Genomic DNA, 26,941 nt, shown 5'->3' with positions numbered 1-26,941 from the left:
ACCGTCAGGTCGGTGCCACCGTGACCTCGCGGACTTCGACTCGCGTTCCGCCAGCGTCGCTCTCGGCCACGCAGACCTCCCACTCGTGGCGCTCAATCACGTCGCGGACGAACGCGAGACCGACGCCCGTTCCGTCTTCGCGGGTCGTGTATCCTCGCTCGAACACGCGCTCGCGCTCGCGTTCGGGGATTCCCGGCCCGTCGTCGGCGACGTAGAACCCGCTCTGGGGCGCGAGGGACGCAACTCCGTTGTCGCCGTCCGACCCGAGGCTGCCGACCCGGACCGCGGCGTCGTGTCCGGCGTTCTCTATCGCGTTCCGAAACAGGTTCTCGAACACGCTCGCCAGTTGCCGCTGGTCGGCCCGGACCGACAGTTCGGTCCCGTCGAACGCGAGCGTCGCGTCGTACGTCTCGACGTTCTCCCACGCGTTCCGCGCGACGCCCTCGACCGAGAGATGGTCGAGTTGGACCGGCACTTCGCCGTTGGCCATGTCGAGGATTTCGTCCACGATGTCGTCCATGCGCTGGTGTGCGCCCTCGACCTTGTCGAGATGGGCGGAGTCGTCGTCGGCCGTTCGGGCGAATTCGAGGTGGCCCTGCGCGACGTTCAGCGGGTTCCGGAGGTCGTGAGCGAGGTTCTGTGCGACGTGTTCGAGATACTCGTTCTGTCGCTCCAGATGCTCCTCGTAGCGTTTGTGGGCGGTCACGTCGTTGAGGACGAGAACCGACCCCGAAACCGAGCGACCTCGGTCCGACAGCGAGGACCGTTGCACGTCGAAGTATCGGTGCACGCCGTCGTCGCTCTCCACGGCAATTTTCTCCGACTGGTCGCCCAACTCGTACGCGTCGAGGACCGATGGGTGCGAGTCACGGACCGCCGCCAGCGGCCGACCTATCGGGTCGGCCGCACGCGCCCATCCGAAGACGCGCCGCGCCGCCGGGTTCGCGTCAACGATTCGGTCCTTCGCGTCGAGAACCAACACCGGGTCGTCTATCTCCTCGACGACGGTCCGGCGGCCGATAGGGGCAACCTTGAGCAGTTCGTACCTCGAAATCGCGTAAGCGAAGGCCACGCCGGTAACCGCAAAGAAGACCTCCGGTTGCACGGAGAGAAAGCCGTTGTAGTACAGTCCGGACGCGGCCCACGGGACCGTCGTCCCCGCGAGTACCGCGACGGTCTGTTTCTGAAAGAGGTCCTGTGACCTGACCAGTCCGCGGAGGAGGAGGACGGTGCCGACGCCGTTGACGATGTTGGCGTACACCGTTCCCGCGAAAAACGCTGGCCCGAACGTCCGGCGCAAAACGACGGTGCCGTTTACCGTCACGAGTTCGGCCGACGTTCGGACAAGGTGGTGGTATTCGTTCGTCCACGCGAGGACGAGCGTGAGCGCGCTCGGAACCGCGAGCGCGACGAGCGCGCGACGCGAGAGCCACTCGCGGTTGTCGGTGTACTCGCATGCGAACGCGAACCATGCCAGCGGGACGACGGCGGTCCCGACGTACTCCACGCTCACCCAGAACAGCTTGGCCGAAATCGTCGTACTCGCCACCTGAAGCCCGTTCCCGGCGGTCCAGATTGCAGTCGCCGCAGTGAACACCACTATCGGGAGCGCTCCGCGCGCCTCTCTGCGCCGCCACGAGAGGACGCTGACAGTGACGGAGACGAGACACGCGAACATCGACAAGACGACGGAGTACGTGAGGTGCATCGTTTCTGAAACGTGTTACCAGTTTCATTCCGTCCGCCATATATAAATCATCTGCTCGATACCGAATCGGGCGAAGCGCACCGGTATAAGACGATTGAGGGCTATATAGACGTAATTTAAAATAGAAGAATTTATGTAAAGAATACTAAACTGAACGCGCGTTTTCTCGCCGAAACGAGCGTGCGTCGTCCCGATACACGCCGCCGCCTCGACCCAGGACGCGCCGCTACTCGCCGAGTTGGTCGAGTACGCCGTCGGTGTCGGCCGGAACCGGTTCCGGGTCCGCCCCGGCGGCCGCCGCGGCGTCGGGGTCCTTCAGAAGATGGCCCGTCGTGAGACAGACGACCTGCTCGTCGGCCGCGATATCGCCCGACTCGCGGAGCTTTCGGAGTCCAGCGACCGACGCTGCACTCGCGGGTTCGACGCCCACGCCGTCGCGGGCGAGCGCGCGCTGGGCGTCAGTGATTTCCTCGTCGGAGACCCCGACCGCGGTACCTCCGGTCTCCCGGATGCCGGGAAGCGCCTTCGGCGCGTTGACGGGGTTGCCGATGCGGATGGCCGTCGCGCGCGTCTCGACTTCCTCCCAGCGGCGCACCTCGTCTCGTCCCTCTTCGACGGCTTCGACCATCGGGGCCGCGCCCTCGGCCTGCACGCCAGTGAGTGTGGGAACCTCCGCGGGGTCGAGTGCCCCGGCCGCGACCAGTTCGCGGAACGCCTTGTAGAGCGCGGCGGTGTTGCCCGCGTTGCCAACCGGCAGGACGATGCGGTCCGGAAGGTCGCCCGTCTGGTCCCGGAACTGCTCGACGATTTCGAGACCGATGGTCTTCTGGCCCTCCAGTCGGAAGGGGTTGAGCGAGTTGAGCAGGTACGCCTCGCCGCGGGCCGCGAGGTCCGAGACGATGTCGAGACAGGCGTCGAAGTTGCCATCGACTTCCAGAATTCGCGCGCCGTGGAGGCTGGCCTGTGCCACCTTCCCCGCGGCGACTTTCCCGGCGGGGAGCAAAACCAGAACTTCCGTGCCCGCGCGCGCGCCGTAGCAGGCGAGCGCCGCGCTCGTGTTGCCCGTGGAGGCGCACGCGAGGCGGCCGACGCCCAGTTTCTCGGCGACGCGGACGCCGACGGTCATGCCGCGGTCCTTGAAACTCCCCGTGGGGTTCATCCCCTCGTGTTTGACTCGGAGGTCCGCGACGCCGGTCTCGTCCTCGATGGTCGGCACCTCGTAGAGGGGCGTGTCGCCCTCCTCGATACTCACGCCCTCCGCGAAGGGGAGCGCGTCGGCGTACCGCCAGACGCCCCGCCCTTCGAAGTCGTCGAAGGTCGGTAGGTCGGCGTATCGGACTTCGAGTAGGCCGTCACAGGCATCGCAGGTGTACCGGACCGCATCGAACGGCGTGAAGGTCGCTCCACACTCGATACAGGCCAGCCAGACCCCGTCGTCGGCCGCTCGCGGCGGGTCGGGTCGCTCCTCGGAGAGACTGAGAGTCATCGTTCTCCGAGAAGGTGGGCACCGGGAAAAAGGGCCGGTTAGCGGTATTACTACGGGATTCGGTGTCCAACTACGGCGTGGAAATCGACCGCACTGCTCGGAGTCGTCGGTCCATCGTCAGGCGACCAGCAGCTCTTTCTCGTCGGCGAAGGCTTCGTCGAGGTGAGCGCCGATTTCGGCCATCGCGTCCCACGCCTGTTCGACTCGCGGTTCGGCGACGTTCGTGAAGAACGAGTGGACCATCTCGTCGTAATGAGCGTGTTCGACGGGAACCCCGGCGTCTTCGAGTCGTTCGGCGTAGGCGACGCCCTCCTCGCGGAGCGGGTCGAACTCGGCGGTGAGGACGGTGGCGGGCGGCAGGCCGCTCAGGTCGTTGGCCTGTAGCGGGGAGGCGTAGGGGCTCATCCCGTCGATTTCGTTTTCGAGGTAGTGTTCCCACGACCACTGGAGGTCGGGTTCGGTGATGAAGTAGCTCTCGTCGCCGCTCGAGTCGTCGTCGAACTCGTAGGAAAAGGTGGTCGTCGGGTAGACCAACACCTGATAGTCGATGTCAGGTCCGCCCTTGTCGCGGGCCATGAGCGAGACCGCGGCCGCGAGGTTACCGCCAGCGCTGTCCCCGCCGACGAAGAGTTTGTCCGAGTCGGTGCCGAGTACGTCGGTTCGAGAGGACGCCCACTCGACGACGGCGTAGCAGTCCTGCAGTCCGGCCGGGAACTTGTGTTCGGGAGCGAGTCGGTAGTCCGGCGAGACGACGATACAGCCGAGTTCGTCGGCGAGAACCCGACAGACGGGGTCGTAGGTCTCGATGTCACCGAGGAGGAAGCCACCGCCGTGCATCCAGACCATGACCGGGAACGGGCCGTCGCCTTCAGGCGTGTACACCCGAATCGGAACGTTGTTGCCGTCCGGTCCGTGGACGACACTGTCGCGTACGTCCGCGAGCGAGACGAGGTCCTGCTCGACCGAGAGGTAGTCGGCGTAGCCCTCGCGCGCTTGCTCGACCGAGAACTGGTGCAGGGGTGGTACTTCGGAAACGACCGCTTCGATGTCGGGGTGGGCCTCTGACATATTCCATCGCAAGAACACCCCTTACAAAAATCTACTCATTTATTTTTAGACAGTAACTGGGAGAATCAGACACTCGTAAGCTGATTTAACCGGTATTAATGATAAACGGTACCTCGGCTGTAAACGAAATGTCGATAAAAGTAATTGGAACTACGCTGTGATAAACGGTACCTTGACTGAAAACAGAAATCGAACATGTCTGTCCGGTTATGATGGCTCGCTGGCCGAAATTTCGCTGGCGCGCACTGGCACTCGCGGCTCGCGCTCACCTACTCCTATTTATCTCTCTTTCCGACGAGCGTGGTCGTCCTCGGTGCTTGCTACGGCGTCGCGCTCTGGGCGGTCGGAACCGGTGTCGCCGTCGCGTTCTGGGCGCTGGCGAACACCGTCTGGATACTGCCGATTCCCGAGTTGAGCGTCAGCAGTCTCGTCGGGCACGTCCTCTACGGCGCGGTCCTCGGCGTCGCGTACGGCGTTCTGCGAAACTGAAGCGGCCGTTCGCCCCTACTTGCTGGCCTCGTTGTGCATCTCCTCGATGACCGCTTCGAGTTGCGGGTTGCCGCCGCCGGGTTGGGTGCCGAACGAGAACTCCCCCTTTCCGTCCACGGAGACCCCTTCGGTCCAGCGCTCGTGGGGATTCTCGCGGTCCTCACGGTACGTGGACATGAACTCGTAGTTGTAGTCCTCTTTCTCCTTCTCCTGATCGAAACTCGCGGGCACGGGGACCGTCTCGCCCATCTCTTCGAGAACGGCGTGCCACTGATTCTGATGCATCGTGTCACGGGCGATGAGGTACGCGAGCATGTCCTTCATCCCCTCGTCGTCGGTCATCTCGTACAACCGCGTCGCCAGCAGTCGCCCGGTCGATTCGGCCATGATGTTCGCGTACATGTCCGCCGCGAGGTTCCCGCTGGCGACGACGAAGTTCCCGCTGAAGGGGTTGCCGTTGGCGTCCACCGGCATCGCGTGGAGTCCGGCCGACAGCGCCTGTCTCGGTTGCCCGCCGCCCATCATCGCGTCGATGACGGCGTCGTTCTCGCGGGCCTCCCGGCGCATCTCCTCGGGCGCGCCCTGCAAGTTCTTTGAGACGGCGGTGGCCAGCATCTCGATGTGACCTAACTCCTCGGCCGCAGTCTCCATCAGGAGATTGCGGTACTCCTGTTTCTCCTTCGGTTGCCCGAACGCCTGAAACATGTACTGGAGCGCGACGCGCATCTCGCCCTCGACGCCGCCGATGGCCTGCTGGAGCATCTTTGCGAAGTACGGGTCCGGCTCTTCGACTTCGACTTCGTACTGAAGCTCGTTGTCGTGGTAGAACATTGGTTGACTCCCAGCGGAGCCACGACGGACTGACCGTAATCAGTTTTGGCAGATGACATTTATGACTCCTAGTTGAAAAACAAACAAAACGCCGCCTCTCTCCGTGGCGTCGTTTCGCACCGAGCGAGACGACGAACTCTCGGTGGCCGATTAGGGCGCAGGCTCGGTTCGGAGTCGGCGTATCTCGGCCGAGACACCGACATCTTCGAAGTCGTCGTCTGCGCCGACGAGAAGCGTCGCTTCGCGGTTGACAGCCAACGCTATTGCGAACGCATCGCCGAGCGCGATTCCGCCTCGCATCTTCACTGCCGCGGCGGTTTCCCACGATTCGGTCGGTGGAACGAGTTCGATGCCACCGTCTACGAAGTTTCGGACTTGACGACGACCGAGCGCGAGGTGGTCGTCAGTCGGTTGACCGTCGGACTGAATACGTGCGATTTTGTACGCGACTTCCGTCGCGGTCACTTCGCTCATCGCGGCGTCCTCCTCGTCGTCGTACACTGCTCCAAGGATACGTTCGACGGGGTCGGACCCCGGTTCGTCGTTGAGGAACGCGATGAGAGGTTCCGCATCGAACACGTACGGTCCCGTCATTCGTCTTCCAACCCTTCGAGTCGTTCGAGTTCCGATTCCTCGCGTCGTTTATCGCGCTCCCGCATCTCGTCTAACTCCTCCCACACCTCGCCGGGTTCGGCGTCTTCGTCGGCGAGTGACCCGCGAAGGTCGGTGGGGTGTGGAACTGGTTCGACGACGATTTCCCCGTCCTCGGTCTCTCGAAATCGAACACGTCCGGGGGCGTCGATATCGAACTTCTCCCGGAGCGGCTTCGGAATCGTCGTCTGTCCCTTCTTGGAGACGCGAACGACTTTTCCGCCGTCCGTTTTACTGCTCATCTTGTCTTACTCTACTCTCGGTTAAGACAAAAAAGTTTGTACTACTTTCCCACCGAACTTACTTCTCGCCGAGCAGATGGGTCAACAGCGCCTTCTGGGTGTGCATCCGGTTCTCGGCCTGCTCCCAGACCATCGACCGGTCGCTCTCCAGCACGTCGCCAGTTATCTCCTCGCCACGGTGGGCGGGCAGACAGTGCATCACGCTGGCCTCGGGCGCGGCCGCGAGCAGGTCGTCGTTCACCTGAAAGCCCGCGAAATCGTCCAGTTTCGCCTCGCGTTCGTCCTCCTGCCCCATGCTGACCCACACGTCGGTGTAGACCACGTCCGCGCCCTCGACGGCCGCCTCGGGGTCGTGGACGACCTCCGGGACCTGCCCGGATGCGTCGGCCCGCGCCAGCACGTCCTCGTCGGGTCCGTACCCCTCGGGCGTCGCCATCGTCAGGTCCACGCCCGCCATCGCGGCCCCGACGGCGAACGACTGCCCGACGTTGTTCCCGTCGCCGACCCACGCGACGGTCACGTCCTCGAACCCGCCGAACTGCTCGTAGACGGTCAACAGGTCCGCGAGCGTCTGGCAGGGGTGAGCGGCGTCCGAGAGACCGTTGATTACCGGCACCGTGGCGTACTCCGCCATCGCTTCGAGCGCGCCGTGGTCGAACACGCGGGCCATCACCGCATCGACGTACCGCGAGAGGGCGCGAGCGGTGTCGGCGACCGGTTCGCCGTGGTCGAGGTGGGTCGTGTCCGGGCCGAGATACACGGCGTGGCCGCCCAACTGGGTCATCCCCGTCTCGAAGGAGACCCGCGTCCGGGTGCTTGGCTTCTCGAACAGCATGGCGAGGCTCTGGTTCGGCAGGACCGCGTGGCTTTCTCCGGCGTGATGGGCGCGCTTCAACTCCGCGGCGGTCGAGACCAACTCGGCGAGTTCGTCCGCCGAGAGGTCGTCGATTTGCAGGAAGTGGTTGGCTGGCGGTTCGGTGTTGTGGTCGGTCACGTCGGTCGTGGATTCGGTGGCGTGTTTGCTCATTGATCGGCGAGGTGCTCGGAGACGCGTTCGAGAACCGCGACGGCGCGGTCGAACTCCCCGAGGTCGAGGCGTTCGTTCGGTACGTGGTCCAACTCGGAGTCGCCGGGACCGTAGGTCGCCATCGGGCAGTCCCACGCTCCGGCGTAGAGGTTCATGTCGCTGGTTCCGGTTTTGCGGAGGAGTCGGGGATCGCCCCCGACTCGTCGTATCGCGGTCCGGAACGCTCGCGCAACTTCGCTCCGGGGCGTCTCCATCACGGGCGGAATCGGCTTCCGCCAGTCGATTTTCCCTCCGTCCAACTCGCGCTCGACGGTCTCCCGAATCCCCGCCGCGGTCTCACCCTGCGGAATCCGGAACTGCGCCTCAACGGTCGCCTCCACCGAGAGACCGTCCGCGGCGACGCCACCCGAGAACTCGACGGGCTTGGCGGTCACCTGCTCGAAGACGGCCGGTTCGTCGCTGTCGTCTTTCTCGGCGGTCCCGTTTTTCTCTGCATTCTCGGTGTTCCCGTCTTTCTCGGCGGTCTCGGCGTTCTCGTCGTCGGCCGACGACGAGAACGCCGTTTCGACCGATTGCCACCACGCCATCGCGTCCTGAATCGCGTTCGGGTCGGGCCGCGATGTGTGGGCCGAGTCCGTCTCGACGGCGTACTCGCCCGCCAGAAGGCCCCGGTAGCCCAGCGTCACGCCGTCCCACCCGGAGGGTTCGCCGTTGACCACGGCGTCGGGTTGCTCGCGGTCCTCGACGAGGTGGCGCGCGCCCCGCGAGTCGGTCTCCTCGCCGACGACGCCGACGAAGCTGACGCCGGTTTCGACTGCGGCCGCGGCCATCGCGGCGAGCGGACCCTTCGCATCGACGCTTCCGCGGCCCCAGAGCTCGCCGTCGGTGACTTCGACGGAAATGTCGCCCGGCACGGTGTCGATGTGCGAGGTCAGCAGGACCGAGTCGTCGGCGGGCGCGCGGACGTTGCCGACTTCGTCGAGCCAGACTTCTCGGCCGCGCTCGGCGAAGAAGGCCGCGAGGCGTTCGGCGCACTCGCGCTCGTCGCCGCTCGGCGACTGGATTTCCACGAGGTCGCAGAGGAGTTCGCGGGCCGCCCCGTCGGTGACGCCCGCGTCGGCGCTCTGGCTCACGTCTTCGCCTCCGCGAGGACGCTTTCGAGCGCCGCGACTACCTCGTCGGCGTGAACTTCCGAGACGGTCAGCGGCGGGAGCAGGCGGACCACGGTCCGACCCGCGGGGAGCGCCAGAATCCCGTGGTGCATCGCCAGTTCCTTCAGGACGCGGTTCGCGCCGCGGCCGACCTCCGCGCCGAGGAGCAGACCTTCGCCACGAATCGTGCGAATCGGTAGCTCGGAACCCCTCAGTTTCGACTGGAGATAGTCGCCAACCTGCGCGGCGTTCGCCGCGAGGTCCTGCTCGGCGACGACCGAGAGCGTGGCGTCGGCGGCCGCGCTGACGACCGGCCCGCCCGAGAACGTCGAGCCGTGCGGTCCCGCGTCCTCGGCTATCCAGTCGGCGCAGAGGGTCGCCCCTATCGGGAGACCGCCGCCGAGTCCCTTCGCCGACGTGAGAATGTCGGGCACGATGCCGCGCTTCTCGCAGGCCCAGAGCGCGCCCGTCCGGCCGAGTCCGGTCTGAATCTCGTCCAGAATCAGCGCCGAGTTCGTTTCCTCGGTCACCTCGCGGGCAGTCTGGAGATACCCCTCTGGTGCGGGGTTGACGCCGCCCTCGCCCTGAATCGGTTCGAGCAGGACCGCGGCGGTGTCGTCGTCCACGGCGTCGGCAAGCGCCTCGTCGTCGCCGTAGGGGACGAACTCGAAGTCCTCGGCGAGCGGTTCGAAGGGCTTCTTGTACTTCGGTTTCCACGTCGCCGAGAGCGACCCCATCGTCCGGCCGTGGAACCCGCGCTGGGCCGCGACGATTTTGGAGTTTTGCGTGGCGCTCCGTGCGAACTTGATGGCCGCCTCGTTGGCCTCGGTGCCGGAGTTACAGAGCCAGACGTTCCCCATGTTGCCGGGCGCGACCGCGGCCAGTTTCTCGTAGAGCGCGTCGCGCGCCGAGTTGGGATAGCTGGCCTGCACGAAGGTCAACTTCTCGACCTGCGATTGGACGGTCTCCACGACTTCGGGGTGGCAGTGGCCGACCGCGGCGACCCCGTAACTCGCGCCGAAGTCGAGATATTCGTTTCCGGCGTCGTCGTAGAGGTGGACGCCCTCGCCCGACTCTATCTGAATCGGTTTCTCGGAGTAGACGAATCCGGACATTATCTCACCGCCTCCGGTTCGAAGGTGGTTCCGTGGCCGGTCCGGGCCGCAGTGATGGGGTCGCGGTTGTTCGCATCCGCGACCGTCACCGAGGCCGCGCCGCCCGCTAAGGCTTCGACCGCGGCCATGACCTTCTTGATCATGAACCCCTCCGCGGCGTCCTCGGCGGCGTCCAGTTCCGCGGGGGTCCCGACCGATTCGATGAGCGTGTCGGAGTCGTCGGGGTCCTCGTAGACGCCCGCCACGTCGGTCAGAACGACCAACTCGCCGCCTAACGCCCCCGCAATCGCGGCGGCCGCGCGGTCGGCGTCGGCGTTGACGGGCGTGTACTCGGTCGCGCCCGCGCCGCCTCCCTCGCCGGTTTCGTCACTGCCGCCCTCTTCGGCCAGCATCGGCACCGTGACGACCGGGACGTAACTTCCGGCCAGCAGTTTCGAGAGCAGGTCGTCGTTGACCGCCTCGATTTTCCCCGAGTGGTCGCCGCGCTTTATTTTCTTGCGGCCGTCCTCGACGACCTTGACCGCGGACTTGCGCGGGCCGGTCAGGAGTTTCCCGTCCGCGCCCGAGAGACCGACCGCGTTCACGCCCTGATTCTGGAGTCCGGCGACGAGGTCGGTGTTGAGTTTGCCCGGAAGCACCATCTCGAAGACTTCCATCGTCGTCTCGTCGGTGAAGCGCCCGACGACGCCGCCGGGCGTCTCGACGTACTCGGACTCCTCGCCCATGCGCTCCAGGGTGTCGTCTACCGCGGTCGAACCGCCGTGGACGACCACGACCTCCTCGCCGTTGGCGACGAGGTGCGCGATGTCCGCGAGCGCCCCTTCGGGGTCCACCGCTCGCGCGCCGCCGATTTTGACGACGACGGGCGGGTTCTGCTCGTCGTCCACGAGACCCCCATCAGTCCGCAGTCCGTCGTCGCCGAGGTCGTTGTCCAGTAGCTCTGCGTGTGCCGCTTCGAGTTCCGATTTCGTGTAGTCCGTCATGGGCTTCCCACCGGGTGGAGTCCCTGAAAGTCAAGTCCCGCTGTCTCTTCGAGACCGAGCGCGAGGTTGGCGGCGTGGACCGCCTGCCCGGCCGTTCCTTTCACCAGATTGTCGATGGCGCTGAAGACGACGACGCGCTCGTTACCGGGGTCCAACTCGAAGCCGACCTCCGCGTAGTTGGTCCCCGCCACGGCCTTCGGTTCGGGGTAGCGATAGACGCCCGACCCGCCCGACTGCAGGCGGACGAACGGTTCGTCGTCGTAGGTCCCGCGGAAGGCTCCCCAGAGGTCGCCCTTCGAGACGGGCGAATCCGGGAAGACGTGACACGTCGCGGCCGCACCGCGGACCATGTCCACGGCGTGCGCCGAGAAGGACACCGAGGTACCGAGTTCCTGCTCGATTTCGGCCTCGTGGCGGTGGCCGGTCGGCGCGTAGGGCCTGACGACGCCCGAGCGCTCGGCGTGACTTCCGGCCTTGCTCGCGGTCGCGCCGCCCTCCGAAGAGCCGACTTTCACGTCTGCGACGATTTGCTCGTCGCCCGCCCCGTCCAGAACTCCGGCGTCGAACAACGGACAGAGACCCAGAATCGTCGCGGTGGCATTACAGCCGCCAGCGGCGATGAGGTCCGCGCCGGGCAGTTCCTCGCGGTGGAGTTCCGGCAGGGCGTAGACCGCCTCGTCCAGATACTCGGGCGCGTCGTGGCCGTCGTACCACTCCTCGTACTGCGCTTCGGTGTTCAATCGGAAGTCGGCGCTCAGGTCCACGACGGTATCGGCCGACTCGTAGAAGGCGTCTATCTGTTCCATCGAGACGCCGTGGGGCGTCGCGGCGAACAGCACGTCCACCGAGGCGAGGTCCGCGGGGTCGGAAAAGCGCAGGTCGGTCCCGCGCAGGTTCGGGTGGACCGACCCGACGGACTTGCCCGCGTACTCGCGGCTGGTCGCACCCGCGAGGTCAACGTTCGGGTGGCCCGCGAGAATGCGCAGGAGTTCGCCGCCAGCGAATCCGCTCGCGCCGACGACGGTTGCCGAGAGCGCTTCGCTCGCGGCCGACGCCGTGGCGTCGGCCGCGTCCGCGTCTCCGACCGCCATCAGGCGACCACCTCCTGCTTCGCTTCCTGTGCGGCCTTCGCTTCGAGCCAATCGACCACCGTCGCGGGCACGTCAACGTCTGCGGCGTCGTTCAGCGCCTTGAACTCGACGGTGTGGTTGACTTCGTGGACGGTGTACGAATCTCTGGTCTCCATCAGGTCCACGCCGAGCAGGCCGCCACCGACTGCGTCGCTGGCCTGCTGGACCAGCTTCTCGGCCTCGGCGTCGAGTTCGAAGGTCTCCGTCTCGGCACCCTTCGCGGCGTTCGTGAGCCAGTGGTCCGACGAGCGGACCATCGCGGCGACGGGGTCGCCGTCGGTCGCCAGTACGCGAATGTCACGTCCGGGCTTGTCCACGAACTCTTGGACGTAGAACACCTTGTGTTCGTAGTGGCCGAGCGTGGCCTTGTGTTCGAGAATCGCCTCGGCGGCGCTCTCGGAGTCAATTTTCGCCATCAGGCGACCCCACGACCCGACGACGGGCTTGAGGACGCAGGGGTAGCCGAACTTCTCGATGCTCTCCATCGCCGACTCCGTGGTGAACGCCACGTCCGTCGCGGGCGTGGGCACGCCCGCCCCGGCGAGCGCGAGGCTGTTTTGCACCTTGTCGGCGCAGGTCCGTGCCGTCTCCGCGGAGTTGACCACGGGGACGCCGTACGCCTCGCAGAACTTCGTGGCGTAGAGGCTCCGACTCGTGGCGAGACAGCGGTCCACCACCACGTCGAGGTCCGCGAGGATTTCGGGCGCTTCGTCCAGCCCGAACTGCAACTCGCGCACGTCGATTTTCACCACGTCGTGGCCGCGCTCGCGGAGTTCGGAGAGCAGGAGCTTCTCGTCTTTCCGAATCCGGGAGTAGAGTAGTCCAACCTGCAACTTACTCCCCCCAGTCCTCTTCGAGCTCCGGGGCTCGCTGGAGGACTGGCGGGGTTCGCTCGACGAGTTCCAGTTCCGCGCCGCAGGTCGTGCAGTCGAGTATCTCTCCTACTTCGGCATTGTCGTGCAGGGTCACGTCGGCCCCGCATTCGACGCATTCGGTCATAGCAATCCATTGTATCCCGCATAACTACTTAAAGACATCGAAAGTGTCAAAGAATTTATGTTGCGCAAAAACGTCTCTAACGGTGGAAAATGGCAAATACCGAGTCAGACGAAACCCGATTTCGGACTTCGATAGGTTATAAATGTGGTCCCGAGGGGGACCGGTCGCGGTTCAGGCATATCGACTCACCTCCTCGTCGAGTCGGTCGGCGGTCTCGGCCAGTGCGCCGCGGGCGTCGGCCAGCGTCGTCTCGTCGGCCGCGACTGTCTCCTTGGCCTCAGTCAGGCCCGCGGCGACCGCCTCGGGCGCGGGACCGCCAGTCGAGTCGCGCGACGCGACGCTCTCGGCGGGGTCGAGCGCGGCCTCGACCGCCTCGCGCTCGACGTAGGCCGACAGCGAGTCGTCCAGAATCTCCTCGGCCGCCGCGTCGAGCGCAGCGTAGTCGCTTCCGGTTTCAGCCGCGCTGGCCACCATCTCGTGCGCCTTCCGGAAGGGGACCCCGACCATCGCCAACAGGTCGGCGACCCCGGTCGCCGTCGAGAACCCTTCCCCGGCCGCCTCGGCGAGCGCGTCCTCGTCCCACGTCGCGGTCGCCGCCGCTCCGGCGGCGACCGCGACCGCCTCGCTCACCGCGTCAACGGTCTCCCACGCATGGGGCGTGGCGTTCTGCAAATCGCGGTTGTACGCGCGGGGCAGACCCTTCAGCGTCGTGAGCAGGCCGTTCAGCCCCGCCGCGGCGTCCCCTGCGGTCGCGCGGACGAGTTCGAGCGTGTCGGGGTTCTTCTTCTGGGGCATTATCGAGGAGGTCGAGGAGTAGTCATCGGACAGTTCCACGAGGCCCTTGTTCGAGAACACCACGAGGTCTTCGGCGAGTCCCGAGACGGTCGTAGCGAGGTTGGCGAGCGCGGCGACGACCTCCACGAGGAAGTCGCGCGACGAGACTGCGTCCATCGAGTTCGCCGCGACTCCGTCGAAGCCCAACAACTCGGCCGTGCGCTCCCTATCTACGTCGAAGGGCGTGCCCGCGAACGCCGCGGACCCGAGGGGTGATCGGTTCACGCGCCCGTAGGCGTCGAAGAGGCGCGCGGTGTCGCGGGCGACCGCCTGCTCGTAGGAGAGCAGGTAGTGGCCGACGGTCGTCGGCTGTGCGGGCTGGAGGTGGGTGTAGCCGGGCATCACGGTCTCGGCGTGAGTCTCGGCCACCTCCGTGAGCGACTTGCGAAGCCCGAGGGTCGCCTCCACCATGTCCAGCACGTCTTCGCGCAGGCGATAGCGGATGCAGGTCGCCACCTCGTCGTTGCGCGAACGAGCGGTGTGCATCTTCCCGCCAACGTCGCCCACACGGTTGATGACCGCGGTCTCGATGGCGGCGTGTACGTCCTCACCGTCGGGCAACGCATCGAAACCCGCCTGCTCGACTTCATCGAGCGCCGAGAGGATAGCGGTGGCTTCCTCGTCGTCCACGATTCCCTGCTCGGCCAGCATCACGACGTGGGCGCGGTCGGTAGCGAGGTCGGCCGCAAAGATGCGTTCGTCGTCGGCCATCGAGGAGAGGAACCCGCGGGCGGGACCGCCACTGAAGCGGTCGCGGCGAACCACGTCGCTGGATTCCTCGCTCGCCATCGGTCTACTCCTCCGTCTCCGCGTCGTCGCCGCCGTCGGCCAGCAGTTCCGCTTTCTTCGTCTCGGCGTTCGCGGTGACTTCGTTGGCGAGACGCGACTGGAACCCGTGGTACTTCGCCACGCCGGTCGCGTCCGATTGGGCGATGCCGTCAACCGACTCGGTGTTGAACGAGGCGGCCGACTCCGAGTAGACCGCGTAGTCGCTCTCGCGGCCGACCGGACGGGCCTGTCCGCCCTCGAACTTGACGGTGACGGTGCCCGTGACCTTCTGTTGGGTCGTGTCTACGAATCCGTCGAGGGCGTCCACGAGCGGCGCGGACAGGAGGCCTTCGTAGGCCTTCTCGGCCCACTGCTGGTCTACCTGCGTCTTGAACGCGCGCTCTTCCTCGGTGAGGACGAGTCCTTCGAGCGCCTCGTGGGCGTTGAGCAGGGTCGTCGCGGCCGGATGCTCGTAGTTCTCGCGGACTTTCAGGCCGAGCATGCGGTCTTCCATCATGTCGGTGCGGCCGACGCCGTGGCTTCCGGCGAGGTCGTTGAGATATTCGATGAGTTGGACGGCGGGTAGCTCCTCGCCGTCGATTGCCACGGGCTTGCCCTCCTCGAAGGCGATTTCGATGGTCTCTACGTTCTTCCCGCCGGGCGCGTCGGTCCACTCGTAGATGTCCTCCGGCGGAACGTAGCCGGGGTCTTCGAGGTCGTCGCCCTCGACCGAGCGACTCCAGAGGTTCGTGTCGATGGACCAGTCACCCTCGTTGCCGCCCTCGACGGGCAGGTCCTTCTGGTCGGCGTACTCCATCTCCCACTCGCGGGTGAGGCCGAGTTCGCGGACGGGCGCGATGACCTCCAAATCGGACTCGCGCCAGACCGCCTCGAAGCGCAACTGGTCGTTGCCCTTGCCGGTGCAACCGTGCGCGATGGCGTCGCAGTCCTCGTCTTTCGCCACGTCGAGGATGGCTTCGGCGATGACGGGGCGCGCCAGCGCGGTTCCGAGCGGGTAGCCCTGATACGTCGCGTTGGCGGCCACGGCGTCGAGGCACTGTTCGGCGAAGGCGTCCTTCGCGTCCACGACGTAGTGGTCGAGGTCGAGGGCTTCGGCGGTCTCCTCGGCCTCGTCGAACTCTTCGGCCGGTTGGCCAACGTCTACGGTGACGCCGATTACTTCGTCGTGGTCGTACTCCTTTTCGAGCAGCGGGACGCATACGGTGGTGTCGAGTCCGCCCGAGAAGGCGAGCGCGACTTTCGATTTATCTGTCATTTTGGGTGGTGTGTGTTGTCAGCGTGTCTGGTGGATAGTTCGCGGACGATACGGGTGTCGTCGTGGGGACGAAACCAGCGGAGTCAGGGGGTAAGGATACTAGTGGGGCTAAAGACGCCCCGGTCGTCGTCGCGCGAGAACGAGGGTAGACTCACGGCTCGGGGAAAGCGAGCGCGTTCCCAGACCGCGAGTCTCGGTCATCGATTACTCCTTGAGAGCCAAGGGTTTTAAACTCTTTCGGGGCGGCAACGTTTGCAGTCGCGGATTCGACAGATTTGGGCCGAAAAGAAGTAACTTTCCAGTCCGACAACGCTTCTCTCTTCGCCGACGACCGTCCTCTCCTCGCCCGACGACCGCTATCCTCATGTGTCACTACGCCCGACTGTCCGACAGTGTATAGCCTCAACGTCCCGGTTCCCGGCGAAGTCGAACGCCTCGCCGAGGACCTCCGGCCCGTACTGCTTGAGTTCGACAGCATCCGGGAGCGCCACACCCTCCTCTGCAAGCGCCTCGGCGACGCGCCGCCCGGCGGTACCCCGCGCCTCCGCGAGCAGGTCCGGACCCAACTCGCGGGCGCGCCAGCCTTCGAGGTCCGGGTCACGGGCATCGACTGCTTCGAGTATCCGCCGGTTGGCGAGGGTCCGGTGGTCTATCTCGCCGTCGAGAGTCCGGGCCTGCGTCGGGTCCACGACCGACTGCTCGACGGGTTCTCCGCAATCGATGAGTTTCAGGGCGACGACTACGTGCCCCACGTCACGCTAGCCCGCGGCGGCGACGTGCTGGCGGCCCGCCGACTCGTGGAGCGCGACATCGACCCGGTGACGTGGACGGTAAACAGACTCGCGCTCTGGGACGCGAGGTACGAGGAGGAAGTCGCCACCTTCTCGCTTCCCGGTTGACTCAGTCGTCGTCGCGGTCGGTGCTATCCTCTTCGGCGTCGAACGGTTCCATCCCGGCCGCTTGCCACGCGCCGACGATTTCCTCGGTCAGGCGCTCGACGCCGATTTCCGCTATCGCCTCGGCCGCCTTCGCGGCCTGCTCGGCGTCGGTCGCGTCGTCGCTGGTTGCGTCGGCGTCAGTCGTTTCGTGGTTGGTTCCGTCGCTGTCGGTCGCACCGCCGTCGCTGTTCGGTTCGTGAGTCGTCGCTTCGTCGTCTCCGTCGTCGTTCGATTCCTGACTCATCGTTTTCCTCGGAGTTCGTCATCGCGTCTCATGGCGTCGGGGGTTCGCCGCGCCACGCGTCCTTATCGCTGTAGAAGTTCAACATGGCGAACTTCAACTTCTCGGCTTGCACGTCTAACATCTCGGCGCGCTCCTCGGGCGGAAAGGTTCCGCGGACGCTGTACTTGCCCATCTCGCGCTCGCCCGCCTCGGTGTAGCGTTTGTCCACCAGCACGCGGACGCCGAAGTCGTCGGGCGAGCGAATCACTCGGCCGAGCGCCTGCCGAGTCTTGCGAATCGTCGGAATCTCGACAGCGTACTCCCATCCCGAGTCGCGGCCAGAGCGGTCAGCGAACGTCCGGTCGTAGGCTTCTTGGACGGCATCCATCCGGTCGTTCAGGTGCGGGTAGGGCACGCCGACGACCGCCACCGTCCTGGCTTCGTCGCCGTCGAAACTGACGCCCTCCGCGAGGGTGCCCCACAGCGAGGTGAACAGCGCGGCGTCGTCGTCGGCGACGAACCGCTGGCGCAACTCCTCGACCGACGTGCCGGGTTCGTCCATGTAGAGCGTCGTGTCCGAGCCGTCGTTGCCGAGTTCGCGGTTCAGTCGGTCGTAGTAGCGCTCTGCTTCCGCATAGCTCGGGAAGAACAGCAGGGTGTTGCCCGCCGTGAACTCCACCGAGTCGCGGAGGACGCCCGCGATGGCCGCTTGGGTTTCGGGGTCGTCGCGCTCGCTGGAGAAGAGCGCGGGCGTCTCGACGGCGAACGTCCGGCGGTTCTGTTCGGGGAACTGAAGCCCGTAGGCGATTTCGACGGGGTCGTCCAGGCCCAGCACGGCCGCGCTCACGTCGAACGGCCGGAGGGTCGCGCTCATCAACACCGTCGCGTACACCTCGCCGAAGAGGTCTTCGGTGACTTCTCGGGGGATACAGGTGTACAGTTCCGCCCGGCCGTACACCTCCTCGGTCGCCTCGTCGCGCCGTACCGAGACCACGGGGTACTGGCCCAACTCCGCACTCTCGTCCATGAACGACTGGATGAACGTCGCGGCCTGAAGCGTCTGGCACTCTTGGCGCGTCGTTGACTCGCCGTTTTTGTACGCCTCCTCGTACTCCTCGTCCAACTCGCGGCCGAGGTGGACCGCGAGTTCCAACTCGGTGTCGATTCCCTTCCCGGTGTACTGCTGGAGGAACGCGAGTGTCAGGTCGTCGCGCTTGTCGTCGTTGGCGATTGATACGTCCTCCCAGTCGTCGCCGACCTTCTCTCGGTCCCCGAACCCGAAACTATCCTCGTAGGTCGCTTCGAGCGCCGCGCGGAACGCCGAAACGACGTTGTAGGCGGGTTCGCTCCGCGCGTCGTCCGAATCCTGTAACTCGTCGAGCGCGGAGTCGAGGGTGTTCTCGGTCAGCGTCCGGGTCGCGTGTTCGCGGGCGGTGTCCTCGACGTTGTGCGCCTCGTCGAAGATGGTAATCACGTCCTCGGGGTCCCGGTCTAGCCATCGGAAGAACTGCTCGCGTATCATCGGGTCGAGCAGGTGGTGGTAGTTACAGACGACTAAATCGACCCCCTCCATCCCGTCTTTCAGGAGTTCGTAGCCACAGAGTTGCTGTTGCTCGGCGAACTCGTAGATGTCGTCGGGCGTGCGCACGTCGTCGTAGAGCCACGAATAGAACTCGTCGTTGTCCCCGACGAGGTTGTTGTAATAATACTCGCAGGTGTTTTGCTCCTCCAAGCCCTCGACGCGCTCTTGGACCTGCTCTAACTCGTCCATGACCGCGCTCCGGGCCTCGGCCGCGCGCTCGTCGCCCTCCCGACTCGCTTCGAGCAGTTCCTCTTGGCGGTCCTCCAACTCCGCGAGGTCACTCTCGGCGTCCACGACCTCGTAGGTGTTGTCTCGCAGGACCTGACACTCCTCGAAGCCAACGTCGATGTGACACATCGACCCCTTCCCGCGGAAGACGACGGCGCGAATCGGTTCCTCCTGGGTAATAGCCCGCGCGTCGGCCACGAACTGGCGCATCTGCTGGTGGACGTTAGTCGTGATGACGACCGTCTTGTCCTCCTCGCGGGCGTACTCCAGCGCGGGCACGAGCGACGACAGGGTCTTGCCCGTCCCGCAGGCCCCCTCGAACAGCACGTCTTGCCCGCGGGAGAAGGCGTTGTAGATGCGGTCCATCGCCTCCCGCTGGTTCTGGTACGGCTCCTCGTAAGGGAAAAACCGCATGTACCCGTTCGTCTCTGCCACGGAAGGGGTTTGCTCGGCTTTACGTTTAAACTCTCGCTTGCGAGTGGAAGTGTCAGGAGAGGGTTAGTCGAACCCGAACGGTACGTTACCGTCGTTCGATTTCAGGAACTCCACTGCGTCCTCCTTGCTGGTAAGTCGGACGTTGTCCCGACTTCCTCCGTAGCCCTCGATTGGACCGTCTGGGTCACGAATCATCTCTCGAATGAGTTTCTTTCCTTGACCCTGCTCGTGACTCGGGAGATACCGATTAACTGCCGTGTCAACTCGGATTTTATGACTTCCGATGATTCTGTTTCGGAGAAGTTTCTCCACTATTCGGTTCTGGATATGCTTCTCTGTCATTTTCGCATATCGTCATAATTGACTCACGTCCTATATTTAAGTATGTTGCTTGGAAACTACGATATAGTATTATATGGACAACGCTTATTATGTCGGAGTGTATCTATCCATGTAGCCAAAATGTCCCTCGTCAAAGAAGACAGTGACACGGATTCCTATGCTGAGGACAGCCCTTTCGTCTCTCTTTTCGGCCAACCGGCACGAACCAAAATTCTCGCCGCGTTCGTGAGCGAACGCGGCCGCGATCTGAACGTGAGCTACGTCGCAGACCTCGCGGGGGTTGCCAGAAGCACGGTATACGACCACCTCGATGACCTACAGGCCCTCGGCGTCGTCGAACACACCCGCGATGTGGGCGGAAGTCCGATGTACCAACTGAGCGAGGACAGCGAGATTGCGGAGGAATTAGTTCGACTGGAGGGGGTGACTCTAAATCGGTTGTTCGAGATGGACGACTAATCGACCTGTCGGTGCTGTCCTCCTATTCCGCCGCTTCCCCGCGCCTGCTCTGCCGCCCCTTCTCGGGTTCGATGTAGACCTTGAACACGCTCTTGTTCGACTCGACCAGCGCGTCCTCGATGTCGGTAATCGTCTCGTCCATCTCGGCGGTGGCGATGCCCTTCTCGAAGGCGATGTCGGCGGTGACCAGCACGTCGTCGGGACCGAAGATGACCGTCCGGAAGTCCACGATGCGGACCACACCCTCCCACTCCTCGACGATTCGGCGAAGCTCCTGTTCCTCGCTTTTCGGAAGGCTCTCGCCGAGAAGGAGTCGCTTGTTCTCCCACGCGAGCGCGACGGCGAAGCCCATCAGCATGAGACCGATAAGCAGAGCGGATACGGCGTCGTAGATGGGGTTGCCGGTGGCCCGCGAGAGGTAGACCCCGACCAGCGCGAACCCGGCCCCAGCCATTGCGATGGTGTCCTCGGTGAACGCGGTCAGCGTGGTCACGTTCGCGGTCTTCTTGAACGCCTCGACCAGACCGCTCCACTCGTGTTCCTCGATGTCCTTTTGCATCCCGGCGTAGGCCTTCTTCAGGGCGTAGCTCTCGAACGCGATGGCACCGAGGAGGACGCCGTAGTTGACCCAGACCGCCGGGAACGTCGCACCGACTAGCGTCGCCGACCCCTGTTCGACGGGGTGTGGATGCATGATGGCGCTGTAGCCGTGCTTCGCGCTCTCCCACCCGGCGATGCCGAACAGCAGGACGCTCACGAGAAAACTGTAGAAGAATTCGGCTTTCCCGTACCCGAAGGGATGTCCCCGACTCGCGTCCTTTTCGCTGTAGCGCAGACCGATGAGCAGGAACACCTGATTGCCGGTGTCGGAAACCGAGTGATACGTCTCCGAGAGCATCGCCGCGCTCCCGGTCAGCAGGAACCCGAGAAACTTCAGTATCGCTATCGCCCCGTTGGCGATGAGCGCGGCGACAACGACGGATTTGCTTTCGGCCATTGACCTATCTTCTCGGCCGCCGGGTAAGAAAGTGATTGCAAGCCGGACGGAAACGCTCAGGACCCCGCCGACCGTATGTCTGGCCATGATTACCGTCCTCTCGGACACGCACAGTCGTTCGGGCCACGAACTCTCCGGCCGCGCGAGGGAGGCCGTCGAGCGGAGCGACGCCGTCGTCCACGCGGGCGACTTCCTGAACGCGACCGCGCTCGATGCCTTCGAGTCGGTTTCCCCCCGACTCTACGGCGTCTACGGCAACAACGCCACGCCCGAGGTTCGAGAGCGTCTTCCGCCCGAACGCACATTCGAAATCGAGGGCGTCCGGTTCGTCCTGACTCACGGCGACGACCGCGGCGCGACCGGTCTCTCGCTGTTGGGTCGCCAGCAGGCCGCTGACGTGGTGGTGTTCGGCCACTCCCACCGCCACGCGGCCACCGACGCCGACGACGTGCTCCTGCTCAATCCGGGCAGTCACGCCGACCCGCGCGGGGGTATCCCGACCCACGCGGAACTCAGGCGGCCGACCGAGAACGGCGACCGCGGCGACGCGGCGACCGACGCGCGACTCGTCGGCGAGATTCGCCACCGCGACGGCTCGGTCGTGGAGTCGTTCGAAGTCGAGTGACACCTCCTCGGCGGAGTTGTCGCTCGACGAGTCGAGTATCGGGCGACCGCCCCGCCGCGAGAGGCACAGGAGAGGGCAGTGGAGGGCGCGGCGACCCGTTGGCGGGGTACGTACGGAGCGGGTCAGCGGTGGTGGAGGGCCGAAGCGGGGCGGTACGGTACCCACTACATTCTGGGCTATCAAATAGCTCCCGTAAGCTCAAAAACCCGTTTTAGTTATCCGCTCGGTTGTTCAGTTCGCGCTCGCCAGCGCCTCACTCGCCGCCGTTCGCGTAGTACCACCACGCGAACCCGAGCGCAAGGATCAGCGCGCCCCCGGCGAAGAAGACCAGCCCCGGCGGGATGGCGTTGGCCGCGGCGTCAGCGGCCTGTCCGGCGGCGTCGGTGGACTGGACCGAGATGCCGCCACGGCCCCCGGTCTCGGACATGCTTTCGCCGCCGCTTCCGGCGAGACCGAACAGTTCTCCGAGTCCGTCGCCGTAGACCTGCTGGACCGCGGCGCTCAGGAGACCGAGCGCACCGAACGCGCCCAGCAGGCGCGAGAGCGCGGACTCAAGGCCGGTCGTCTTCTCCTCGTTGCCAGCGAACACGACGAGTGGTCGGTCGGCGGGCGCATACACCTTCATCTCGCGGCCCTTCTCGGAGTAGACAGTATCGGCGACCTGAATCACGTCCGCGTCTTCCAGTTTGCCGAGGTGGTACTGGGTGTTCTGGAGCGAAGTGTCGATGGTCTCGGCGAGGTCGGAGGGCGTCGCGGGGTCCTCGTGGAGCGCCGCCAGCAGTTCGCGGGCGGTGTCCGACGAGAGCGCCCCGAGCAGGTCGTCGGCGTCGTCGCTATCGACGCCGATGACCCGCGGTTCGGAGGACTGCGGAACCGTGGCGTCCGACGTGGAGGGCAGCAAATCAGCCATGTCTCGGCGTTGGCTCCCACGTCTCATGAATTTTGTTCCCTACACGCGACACGAACGTCGAAACGAATTTGTTAGCCGAACGGCAATGGCGACACATGGCATCAGTGTTTAACGACCCGCTCGTCCTCGGTTTTCTGGCCGTCCTGCTCGGGTTCGTCCTCTTCATGTATCTGTTCGTTCGACGAACCATCACTGGATTCCGAGACGGCGTGAACAACGGTCGCAAGTAGCCGACGATTTCCGACGATACCCGACGAGTCGCTTGCCTGCCCGCCCTCGCTCAGTCGAGTTTTTCGACGGCCTCGCTCACGCGCTCTGGGACCGTCTCTACATCCTCGCGGTCCACGTCCCAGTGCGTGCAAAAGCGCGCGACGTGCGTGTCGAACTGGGTGCCCTCTACTCCTTCGTCGGCGCACGCGTCGAGGAACGCGTCCGCTTCGTGGCCCGTGCCCTCGGTGTTCACGAGGACGATGTTCGTCTCGGGGTCCTGAACGGACAGGCCCTCGACGCCCGCCAACTGCTCGGCCAGCACGCGGGCGTTCTCGTGGTCGTCGGCGAGTCGCTCGACGTTCTCCAGCGCGAGTCGGCCCGGTCCCGCGACGATTCCGGCTTGGCGCATCCCGCCGCCGAACAGTTTCCGGTTGCGCCGGGCGCGGTCGATAAACTCCTCGCTTCCGGCCAGTATCGACCCGACAGGCGCGCCGAGTCCCTTCGAGAGACAGAACATCACCGAATCGACGCTCTCGGTCATTCGCTCCGGAGCCACGTCGTGGGCCACCGCGGCGTTCATCACTCGCGCGCCGTCGAGGTGGACCGGGACGCCGAGGTCGCTCGCGGCCTCAGCCGCCGCGTCGATTTTCTCGGGTGCGACGGCGACCCCGCCCTTGCTGTTGTGCGTGTTTTCGAGCGTCAGCAGGCCGGTTCCGGGTCGATGGAGGTCCTCCTCGACGTACTCCTCGCGGACCTGCTCGGGGGTCGGTACCCCCCGCTCGCCGCCGTCGAGCGTCCGGACCTGTAGGGTCGAGAGTTGGGCCATCCCGCCGAGTTCCCACTTGACGACGTGGCTCTCGCGCTCGGTCAGCACCTCTTGGCCCCGCTCGGTGTGGGTCCGAACCGCGACCTGATTGCCCATCGTTCCGGACGGCACATAGAGGGCGTCCTCCATGCCGACGAGGTCGGCGGCCTCGGTCTCTAACCGGTTGACCGTTGGGTCCTCGCCGTACACGTCGTCGCCCACGTCGGCGTCGCGGGCGGCCTCGCGCATCTCCTCGTCGGGCGTCGTCACGGTGTCGCTCCGGAGGTCCATCATGTCACTTCCTTGTCCGCGACGGGTGAAATACCCCGCGGTGGCGGCGAGTCGATTCACCTCGCCCCGCACTGCCGCGAGTTCGACCGTCGCTACCACGCGTCAATAGCGGCGTTCGCCTCGCTGTCCCGGACCGAAAGCGGTTTGCGGCTTTCCCCGTCATCTTTCGGTATGGACTCCCGAGTCAGAGAGCACGCCGAAATCGTCGTCGATCACTCCACCGAAATCGAGGCCGGTGACAACGTCGTCGTCAGCGCCTCGTCGGCCGCCGAGGACCTGACGCTCGCGCTCTGCGAGACCATCGGCGAACGGGGGGCGTTCCCGTTCCACGTCTCGTTCCGCAAGGACCGAAGCCGAGCGGCGTTTCTCGAAGCCGTCGCCCCCGAGGACATCGACACGCCCGACCACGAACTCGCGCTGGCGGAAGCCGCCGACGTATGGATTCACGTCCGTGCCCACGACAACGTTGCCGAGATGAGCGCGGTCGATAGCGACACCATGTCGGCCTTCCGGAAGGCCCAACTCCCCGTCCGCGAGGAGATTCTGGACACGACGTGGGTGTTGACCCAGTACCCCGCGCCCGCCGACGCCCAGAACGCCGAGATGAGTACGGAAGAGTACGAGGAGTTCGTCTGGTCGGCCATCGGCAAGGACTGGGACGAGCAGAAGGCCCACCAGCAACAGATGGTCGAGATTCTGGACGCTGGCGAGGAGGTCCGCATCGTCTCGGGCGACTCCACCGACCTCACCATGAGCGTCGAGGGGATGACGACTATCAACGACCACGCGAAGAACAACCTGCCCGGCGGCGAGGTGTTCACCGCGCCGGTCGCCGACTCCGTGGCGGGCGAAGTGCTGTTCGACAAGCCCCTCATCCACGAGGGGCACGAGGTCACCGACGGCTACCTCCGGTTCGAGGGCGGCGAGGTCGTCGAGTACGGTGCCAGCAAGAACGAGGACGTGCTGGGCCAGATTCTCGACACCGACGAGGGCGCGCGCCGCCTCGGCGAACTCGGCATCGGGATGAACCGCGACATCGACCAGTTCACCTACAACATGCTCTTCGACGAGAAGATGGGAGACACCATCCACCTCGCGGTCGGCCGCGCGTACGACGAGTGTCTACCCGAAGGCGAGACCGGCAACGAGAGTGCGGTCCATGTGGACATGATCGTGGACATGGCCGAGGATTCCTACATCGAAATCGACGGTGAGGTCGTCCAGCGCAACGGTACGTTCCGGTTCGAGGACGGTTTCGAGGAGTAAGGCGGTTTTGGGGCGGTCTTTTTCATCGACGTTTTTGCGAGGAGAGTCGCCGAAGGCGACGCGACGAGGAAAAAGGTCGGACTGGGAGGTTCCGGTTCGAGGACGGTTTCGAGGAGTAAGGCGGTTTTCGAGGGGGAGTGGAGAGCGTATTTTCACTGACGTTTTTCCCGGCCCAATTTGAATCCGAGCCTGTGAATCGTTAACAGGAATACTTTCGAAGCTCAGTCCGGCACTCGAAGATTTATTTCAATCTACTTTGCGCACGAGCTAACGAAGACCGGTGATTTTCGTCCGTACTGGCCGTAAGATTTCTCTATTAACCTTACACTGCAATTTAAGTGTTTGGGCCATAGACACACACCCTGTGACGAAGGTAGCGTGTCCCGACTGTGGTCGCAGTATCGCAATGCACGAACTCGAAACGCGAACCGTCGCGCAGCGTAACGACTTCCAGACTAACTATCGGTGTCCGTTCTGTCGGTCGGACATCAACGATGTCGGCGATTTGTTTTGACCCCGCGGTCCGTTTGTTTTCTTGCTCCGTCGTTGTAGGCGTCCGGGAAGTCGTCGTTGGGAGCACCGACTGTACGAGCGCAGTAACAGGTTGACGGGCACGATGGGATTTGAACCCACGACCGTCGGATGTCTTCCCCACTCGGCCGAAACCGACCGGGATAGAAGTCCGACGCTCTTTCCAGACTGAGCTACGTGCCCTCGTTTCTCCGTATATCACCGGGTGGCAAAAGAACTTAGGATTCGTCCACACCGACTAGCGAGGACTGCGGTCCCGACCGACGCCGTCGCCGATTCCCTTCACCGGAACACAGCGTTTAAGCGCCGCTCACCACTACCAGAATCCAATGAGAGTAATCGGAACCGTGGGTCTACCGGGGAGCGGCAAGGGCGAGGCCGCCTCGGTCGCCGAGGAACACGGGATTCCCGTCGTGACGATGGGCGACGTGATTCGCGCGGAGTGCCGTGACCGGGGACTGGACCCTGCCGAACACCACGGCGAAATCGCGGGCGCGCTCCGCGAGGAGAACGGTCCGGACGCCATCGCCCAGCGCTCGCTCCCGATTATCGAGGACGAACTCGACGCGAACGAGACCGTCCTCGTGGACGGCATCCGGGCGGGCGTCGAAGCCGAGCGCTTTGAGGAGGCCTTTGGCGACGACTTCACGCTGGTCAGCATCCACGCGCCGTTCGAGGTCCGGGCCGACCGCGTCCAGTCGCGGGGACGAGACGCCACCGACGCCGAGACCCTGCGCGAGCGCGACGAGCGCGAGCGCGGGTTCGGCATGGACGAAGCCATCGCCCGCGCCGACGCCGAGATAGACAACACCGCGACGCTGGAGGCGTTCCACGAGAAGATTCGCGCCCTGCTGGCCGAGGGCGTCGAAGGACTCGAACGCGAACGCGCACAGGAGGCCTGATTCACCATGATTTACAGCATCGACGTGCAGATTACGGCACCCGTCAAGGACACCGAAATCGCCGACCGCGTTTCGACCGCCGTCGCCAACGTCTTCCCTGGTGCGGAACCCGAGGAACGGCACGGCGAAGTCGTCGCGGAGGTCCACTCGCTCGACCACTTCTCGGAACTGCTCCACCGCCAAGAGATACTCGACACCGCTCGCGGGGAGTTTTTCAGCACGCGGCGCGGCGACACCTTCGCGTTCGACCTGAAGAAGCAGGCGGCCTTCGAGGGCGTCGTCAACTTCGCGGTCGGCAACCCCGACGAACTCGGCGACATCCACGTCCGGGTTCGCGTCGAGCAACCGTCCGTCGAGGAGTTCATCGACCACATCGCGCCGCCGACGGAGGAGGGGAAACCCGTCACGCAGGACGACTTCGAGTAAGGCGACGTTCTCT

The 26,941-nt window shown here is 64.8% G+C and carries 29 protein-coding genes and 1 tRNA gene; 8 read left to right on the top strand and 22 right to left on the bottom strand.

All coding sequences use genetic code 11. The annotated features are described in order from the left end of the window. Positions 1–4: 4 nt before the first annotated feature. From EP007_RS06590 to EP007_RS06580, 3 genes are all read right to left on the bottom strand, one after another. On the bottom strand, positions 5–1,708 hold the full coding sequence (locus EP007_RS06590) for a sensor histidine kinase (protein WP_128476889.1): 1,704 nt from the start codon (positions 1,706–1,708) through the stop codon (positions 5–7). A 226-nt stretch (positions 1,709–1,934) separates the two neighbouring features. Next, positions 1,935–3,194 carry a threonine synthase gene (thrC, locus tag EP007_RS06585; protein ID WP_128476888.1) on the bottom strand — a complete coding sequence of 420 codons (1,260 nt, stop codon included), beginning with the start codon at positions 3,192–3,194 and terminating at the stop codon, positions 1,935–1,937. Positions 3,195–3,311: 117 nt separating this feature from the next. After that, positions 3,312–4,262, bottom strand: coding sequence for an alpha/beta hydrolase (locus tag EP007_RS06580; RefSeq protein ID WP_128476887.1), 951 nt, complete (start codon positions 4,260–4,262; stop codon positions 3,312–3,314). A gap of 300 nt (positions 4,263–4,562) precedes the next feature. Between EP007_RS06580 and EP007_RS06575 the strand changes: the two genes are divergently transcribed. After that, positions 4,563–4,751: a hypothetical protein gene (locus EP007_RS06575; RefSeq protein WP_128476886.1), complete on the top strand. Its 189-nt coding sequence runs from the start codon at positions 4,563–4,565 to the stop codon at positions 4,749–4,751. 15 nt (positions 4,752–4,766) lie between these two features. Here EP007_RS06575 and EP007_RS06570 read toward each other — a convergent pair whose 3' ends face one another. The 12 genes from EP007_RS06570 to EP007_RS06515 all read right to left on the bottom strand — a co-directional run bounded on the left by EP007_RS06570 (position 4,767) and on the right by EP007_RS06515 (position 15,758). Further along, complete coding sequence (locus EP007_RS06570) at positions 4,767–5,582, bottom strand: manganese catalase family protein (RefSeq protein ID WP_128476885.1); 816 nt, start codon at positions 5,580–5,582, stop codon at positions 4,767–4,769. Positions 5,583–5,732: 150 nt separating this feature from the next. Continuing rightward, entirely contained in the window at positions 5,733–6,176 is a 444-nt protein-coding gene (locus EP007_RS06565) for a PIN domain-containing protein (RefSeq protein ID WP_128476884.1), read from the bottom strand. Continuing rightward, on the bottom strand, positions 6,173–6,475 hold the full coding sequence (locus tag EP007_RS06560) for an AbrB/MazE/SpoVT family DNA-binding domain-containing protein (RefSeq protein ID WP_128476883.1): 303 nt from the start codon (positions 6,473–6,475) through the stop codon (positions 6,173–6,175). The genes EP007_RS06565 and EP007_RS06560 overlap by 4 nt, the downstream gene beginning before the upstream one ends. Positions 6,476–6,533: 58 nt before the next feature. Beyond that, complete coding sequence (gene argF, locus EP007_RS06555) at positions 6,534–7,502, bottom strand: ornithine carbamoyltransferase (RefSeq protein WP_128476882.1); 969 nt, start codon at positions 7,500–7,502, stop codon at positions 6,534–6,536. Next, the gene (locus EP007_RS06550) at positions 7,499–8,635 is read right to left on the bottom strand and encodes a M20/M25/M40 family metallo-hydrolase (protein WP_128476881.1); all 1,137 of its coding nucleotides are present in this window, start codon (positions 8,633–8,635) and stop codon (positions 7,499–7,501) included. Before EP007_RS06550 ends, argF begins: the two co-directional genes overlap by 4 nt. Beyond that, on the bottom strand, positions 8,632–9,768 hold the full coding sequence (locus tag EP007_RS06545; protein ID WP_128476880.1) for an aspartate aminotransferase family protein: 1,137 nt from the start codon (positions 9,766–9,768) through the stop codon (positions 8,632–8,634). The genes EP007_RS06550 and EP007_RS06545 overlap by 4 nt, the downstream gene beginning before the upstream one ends. Then, positions 9,768–10,751: an acetylglutamate/acetylaminoadipate kinase gene (locus EP007_RS06540; RefSeq protein ID WP_128476879.1), complete on the bottom strand. Its 984-nt coding sequence runs from the start codon at positions 10,749–10,751 to the stop codon at positions 9,768–9,770. Before EP007_RS06540 ends, EP007_RS06545 begins: the two co-directional genes overlap by 1 nt. After that, complete coding sequence (gene argC, locus EP007_RS06535) at positions 10,748–11,842, bottom strand: N-acetyl-gamma-glutamyl-phosphate reductase (RefSeq protein ID WP_128476878.1); 1,095 nt, start codon at positions 11,840–11,842, stop codon at positions 10,748–10,750. Before argC ends, EP007_RS06540 begins: the two co-directional genes overlap by 4 nt. Further along, on the bottom strand, positions 11,842–12,714 hold the full coding sequence (gene lysX, locus EP007_RS06530; RefSeq protein ID WP_128476877.1) for a lysine biosynthesis protein LysX: 873 nt from the start codon (positions 12,712–12,714) through the stop codon (positions 11,842–11,844). Before lysX ends, argC begins: the two co-directional genes overlap by 1 nt. 1 nt (position 12,715) lies before the next feature. After that, the gene (lysW, locus tag EP007_RS06525; protein WP_128476876.1) at positions 12,716–12,880 is read right to left on the bottom strand and encodes a lysine biosynthesis protein LysW; all 165 of its coding nucleotides are present in this window, start codon (positions 12,878–12,880) and stop codon (positions 12,716–12,718) included. 171 nt (positions 12,881–13,051) lie between these two features. Then, positions 13,052–14,503, bottom strand: a complete 1,452-nt coding sequence (gene argH, locus EP007_RS06520) for an argininosuccinate lyase (RefSeq protein ID WP_128476875.1) — start codon at positions 14,501–14,503, stop codon at positions 13,052–13,054. Between the two features lie 4 nt (positions 14,504–14,507). Further along, the gene (locus tag EP007_RS06515) at positions 14,508–15,758 is read right to left on the bottom strand and encodes an argininosuccinate synthase (protein ID WP_128476874.1); all 1,251 of its coding nucleotides are present in this window, start codon (positions 15,756–15,758) and stop codon (positions 14,508–14,510) included. A 392-nt stretch (positions 15,759–16,150) separates the two neighbouring features. Here EP007_RS06515 and EP007_RS06510 point away from each other — a divergent pair, with 392 nt between their 5' ends. After that, positions 16,151–16,657 (top strand): 2'-5' RNA ligase family protein, encoded by a 507-nt coding sequence (locus EP007_RS06510; protein ID WP_128476873.1) that lies wholly within the window; start codon positions 16,151–16,153, stop codon positions 16,655–16,657. A gap of 1 nt (position 16,658) precedes the next feature. Here EP007_RS06510 and EP007_RS06505 read toward each other — a convergent pair whose 3' ends face one another. From EP007_RS06505 to EP007_RS18145, 3 genes are all read right to left on the bottom strand, one after another. Further along, positions 16,659–16,940, bottom strand: a complete 282-nt coding sequence (locus EP007_RS06505) for a hypothetical protein (RefSeq protein ID WP_128476872.1) — start codon at positions 16,938–16,940, stop codon at positions 16,659–16,661. 28 nt (positions 16,941–16,968) lie between these two features. Continuing rightward, entirely contained in the window at positions 16,969–19,164 is a 2,196-nt protein-coding gene (locus tag EP007_RS06500) for an ATP-dependent DNA helicase (protein ID WP_208023566.1), read from the bottom strand. A gap of 63 nt (positions 19,165–19,227) precedes the next feature. Continuing rightward, on the bottom strand, positions 19,228–19,359 hold the full coding sequence (locus EP007_RS18145; RefSeq protein WP_281062941.1) for a hypothetical protein: 132 nt from the start codon (positions 19,357–19,359) through the stop codon (positions 19,228–19,230). Positions 19,360–19,758: 399 nt separating this feature from the next. On the opposite strand from EP007_RS18145, the gene EP007_RS17885 reads away from it, so the two are divergent. After that, positions 19,759–19,965: a helix-turn-helix domain-containing protein gene (locus EP007_RS17885; protein ID WP_243700457.1), complete on the top strand. Its 207-nt coding sequence runs from the start codon at positions 19,759–19,761 to the stop codon at positions 19,963–19,965. Between the two features lie 22 nt (positions 19,966–19,987). Here EP007_RS17885 and EP007_RS06485 read toward each other — a convergent pair whose 3' ends face one another. Further along, complete coding sequence (locus tag EP007_RS06485; RefSeq protein WP_128476869.1) at positions 19,988–20,962, bottom strand: cation diffusion facilitator family transporter; 975 nt, start codon at positions 20,960–20,962, stop codon at positions 19,988–19,990. A gap of 85 nt (positions 20,963–21,047) precedes the next feature. Between EP007_RS06485 and EP007_RS06480 the strand changes: the two genes are divergently transcribed. After that, on the top strand, positions 21,048–21,587 hold the full coding sequence (locus EP007_RS06480) for a metallophosphoesterase (RefSeq protein ID WP_128476868.1): 540 nt from the start codon (positions 21,048–21,050) through the stop codon (positions 21,585–21,587). A gap of 253 nt (positions 21,588–21,840) precedes the next feature. Here the strand turns inward: EP007_RS06480 and EP007_RS06475 are convergent, their stop codons facing one another. Next, complete coding sequence (locus EP007_RS06475) at positions 21,841–22,497, bottom strand: ArsR/SmtB family transcription factor (RefSeq protein WP_128476867.1); 657 nt, start codon at positions 22,495–22,497, stop codon at positions 21,841–21,843. A gap of 95 nt (positions 22,498–22,592) precedes the next feature. On the opposite strand from EP007_RS06475, the gene EP007_RS18140 reads away from it, so the two are divergent. Beyond that, on the top strand, positions 22,593–22,727 hold the full coding sequence (locus tag EP007_RS18140; protein WP_281062940.1) for a DUF7859 family protein: 135 nt from the start codon (positions 22,593–22,595) through the stop codon (positions 22,725–22,727). A gap of 50 nt (positions 22,728–22,777) precedes the next feature. On the opposite strand, the gene EP007_RS06470 is transcribed toward EP007_RS18140, so the two are convergent. Beyond that, a complete protein-coding gene (locus tag EP007_RS06470) occupies positions 22,778–23,806 on the bottom strand; it encodes a threonine aldolase family protein (RefSeq protein ID WP_128478526.1) in 1,029 nt (342 codons plus the stop codon). Between the two features lie 168 nt (positions 23,807–23,974). Here EP007_RS06470 and EP007_RS06465 point away from each other — a divergent pair, with 168 nt between their 5' ends. Further along, positions 23,975–25,069, top strand: a complete 1,095-nt coding sequence (locus EP007_RS06465) for an aminopeptidase (protein ID WP_128476866.1) — start codon at positions 23,975–23,977, stop codon at positions 25,067–25,069. Positions 25,070–25,677: 608 nt separating this feature from the next. Here EP007_RS06465 and EP007_RS06460 read toward each other — a convergent pair. Next, positions 25,678–25,783 (bottom strand) — tRNA-Arg (locus EP007_RS06460). Positions 25,784–25,929: 146 nt separating this feature from the next. Here EP007_RS06460 and EP007_RS06455 point away from each other — a divergent pair. Continuing rightward, positions 25,930–26,502, top strand: coding sequence for an AAA family ATPase (locus tag EP007_RS06455; protein WP_128476865.1), 573 nt, complete (start codon positions 25,930–25,932; stop codon positions 26,500–26,502). Between the two features lie 6 nt (positions 26,503–26,508). After that, positions 26,509–26,928, top strand: a complete 420-nt coding sequence (locus EP007_RS06450; RefSeq protein WP_128476864.1) for an RNA-binding domain-containing protein — start codon at positions 26,509–26,511, stop codon at positions 26,926–26,928. Positions 26,929–26,941: the final 13 nt, after the last annotated feature.

Origin of the sequence: Halorussus pelagicus (assembly GCF_004087835.1) — an archaeon.
Classification (GTDB): Archaea; Halobacteriota; Halobacteria; order Halobacteriales; family Haladaptataceae; genus Halorussus; species Halorussus pelagicus.
Note: the sequence above shows the minus strand (reverse complement) of the source record. Positions and strands in the feature narration are given on the sequence as shown.

What these genes read in the sequence shown, in the direction of transcription:
- EP007_RS06590 (WP_128476889.1), bottom strand. Translation starts at nt 1,708, where the DNA reads ATGCACCTCACGTACTCCGTCGTCTTGTCGATGTTCGCGTGTCTCGTC.
- thrC (WP_128476888.1), bottom strand. Translation starts at nt 3,194, where the DNA reads ATGACTCTCAGTCTCTCCGAGGAGCGACCCGACCCGCCGCGAGCGGCC.
- EP007_RS06580 (WP_128476887.1), bottom strand. Translation starts at nt 4,262, where the DNA reads ATGTCAGAGGCCCACCCCGACATCGAAGCGGTCGTTTCCGAAGTACCA.
- EP007_RS06570 (WP_128476885.1), bottom strand. Translation starts at nt 5,582, where the DNA reads ATGTTCTACCACGACAACGAGCTTCAGTACGAAGTCGAAGTCGAAGAG.
- EP007_RS06565 (WP_128476884.1), bottom strand. Translation starts at nt 6,176, where the DNA reads ATGACGGGACCGTACGTGTTCGATGCGGAACCTCTCATCGCGTTCCTC.
- EP007_RS06560 (WP_128476883.1), bottom strand. Translation starts at nt 6,475, where the DNA reads ATGAGCAGTAAAACGGACGGCGGAAAAGTCGTTCGCGTCTCCAAGAAG.
- argF (WP_128476882.1), bottom strand. Translation starts at nt 7,502, where the DNA reads ATGAGCAAACACGCCACCGAATCCACGACCGACGTGACCGACCACAAC.
- EP007_RS06545 (WP_128476880.1), bottom strand. Translation starts at nt 9,768, where the DNA reads ATGTCCGGATTCGTCTACTCCGAGAAACCGATTCAGATAGAGTCGGGC.
- EP007_RS06540 (WP_128476879.1), bottom strand. Translation starts at nt 10,751, where the DNA reads ATGACGGACTACACGAAATCGGAACTCGAAGCGGCACACGCAGAGCTA.
- argC (WP_128476878.1), bottom strand. Translation starts at nt 11,842, where the DNA reads ATGGCGGTCGGAGACGCGGACGCGGCCGACGCCACGGCGTCGGCCGCG.
- lysW (WP_128476876.1), bottom strand. Translation starts at nt 12,880, where the DNA reads ATGACCGAATGCGTCGAATGCGGGGCCGACGTGACCCTGCACGACAAT.
- argH (WP_128476875.1), bottom strand. Translation starts at nt 14,503, where the DNA reads ATGGCGAGCGAGGAATCCAGCGACGTGGTTCGCCGCGACCGCTTCAGT.
- EP007_RS06515 (WP_128476874.1), bottom strand. Translation starts at nt 15,758, where the DNA reads ATGACAGATAAATCGAAAGTCGCGCTCGCCTTCTCGGGCGGACTCGAC.
- EP007_RS06505 (WP_128476872.1), bottom strand. Translation starts at nt 16,940, where the DNA reads ATGAGTCAGGAATCGAACGACGACGGAGACGACGAAGCGACGACTCAC.
- EP007_RS18145 (WP_281062941.1), bottom strand. Translation starts at nt 19,359, where the DNA reads ATGATTCGTGACCCAGACGGTCCAATCGAGGGCTACGGAGGAAGTCGG.
- EP007_RS06485 (WP_128476869.1), bottom strand. Translation starts at nt 20,962, where the DNA reads ATGGCCGAAAGCAAATCCGTCGTTGTCGCCGCGCTCATCGCCAACGGG.
- EP007_RS06480 (WP_128476868.1), top strand. Translation starts at nt 21,048, where the DNA reads ATGATTACCGTCCTCTCGGACACGCACAGTCGTTCGGGCCACGAACTC.
- EP007_RS06475 (WP_128476867.1), bottom strand. Translation starts at nt 22,497, where the DNA reads ATGGCTGATTTGCTGCCCTCCACGTCGGACGCCACGGTTCCGCAGTCC.
- EP007_RS18140 (WP_281062940.1), top strand. Translation starts at nt 22,593, where the DNA reads ATGGCATCAGTGTTTAACGACCCGCTCGTCCTCGGTTTTCTGGCCGTC.
- EP007_RS06470 (WP_128478526.1), bottom strand. Translation starts at nt 23,806, where the DNA reads ATGATGGACCTCCGGAGCGACACCGTGACGACGCCCGACGAGGAGATG.
- EP007_RS06465 (WP_128476866.1), top strand. Translation starts at nt 23,975, where the DNA reads ATGGACTCCCGAGTCAGAGAGCACGCCGAAATCGTCGTCGATCACTCC.
- EP007_RS06455 (WP_128476865.1), top strand. Translation starts at nt 25,930, where the DNA reads ATGAGAGTAATCGGAACCGTGGGTCTACCGGGGAGCGGCAAGGGCGAG.
- EP007_RS06450 (WP_128476864.1), top strand. Translation starts at nt 26,509, where the DNA reads ATGATTTACAGCATCGACGTGCAGATTACGGCACCCGTCAAGGACACC.